The organism is Halomonas sp. AOP27-A1-41, assembly GCF_052378605.1.
GTDB classification, from domain to species: domain Bacteria; phylum Pseudomonadota; class Gammaproteobacteria; order Pseudomonadales; family Halomonadaceae; genus Vreelandella; species Vreelandella citrativorans.
In genome coordinates this window covers 1-916 of sequence record NZ_JBQSXT010000060.1, presented here as the reverse complement: position 1 = coordinate 916, position 916 = coordinate 1, and the positions used below count along the sequence as shown (strand labels likewise).

The 916-nt window shown below is 35.0% G+C and carries 1 protein-coding gene; it reads left to right on the top strand.

Going from position 1 to position 916, the window contains the following annotated elements:
* A partial coding sequence (locus tag ACT3TC_RS17085; protein WP_444641151.1) for a hypothetical protein occupies window positions 1-528 on the top strand: 528 nt, incomplete at its 5' end.
* Window positions 529-916: the final 388 nt, after the last annotated feature.

The following is a 916-nucleotide window of genomic DNA, read 5'->3' as shown; positions in this document are numbered from 1 at the left end:
ATTGATAATGAAATTATTATTCAAAAACTACTTGAGCTACGCTTAGACAAAAAAGAGTGTGATGCTCTAATTGATATTTTTGGATTTAAGGCTCATCGAGACTTTGAGGTTAAGATTGATTGGTCTTCGAGAGAGTTGATAGAAGAAAAATATGATAATCTCATTTCTTTTTTTGCTCGTGATGCTCAAAAAATAGTAAATTATCGTGAGGTTTTAAAAGAGAAAAAAACAGAAAAAAATGTTCAGCTGTCAGGTGAGATTGCTGATTTGCATAGAGGCTACGAAGAAGAATTAGGTAGAGCAAAGTTAAGGACGAAGTATCAAGATAGAGAAATAAGCGTTTCTTTTACAGTCAGTGAAAAAAGTTATCCCATAATTGCAAATGCTCATGTGGAAAAAAAGATTGTGACATTGACTGGTGAGTTAGAAGTTTTGAAATTTGACAATAGATTTTCAGCTAATTTTAAGTCATTGTCGGATTTGTTTGTTTATGAGAGTTTAGAGATTGCGCTTGAACCTAAAAATTAGAAAGATGTTAAAGGTGTCAAGAATGTGGACTGGTACCGTCTGGGATATTCAGAGCGCAAGCATTCTCTTCCGAAAGTATTCTCCATATTCTTTCAGAAGAACATGTTGAAAGTTTTTTGGTTTTTTGGTTTTTTTTGTTCCGACGATGAAAGCCAAGCTGCTTTATCCCAGATGAAGGTTGGAAGGCATTGCTTAATGTTTTGAAGCAGTACAGCCCATAATAAGCAGCGACAGCGAATAAAGTTTTCGCTCATTCGTCGCTCTAATTTTTCCGCCTCCCTAGGCGTTATATTAAATTTTAGAGGTATAAATTGAAAGTATTAAAACAGGAAGCATGGGATCAATTACCTTTCCCTGATTGGCGAGCTAGGTTTTTCCTAGAGTGCTT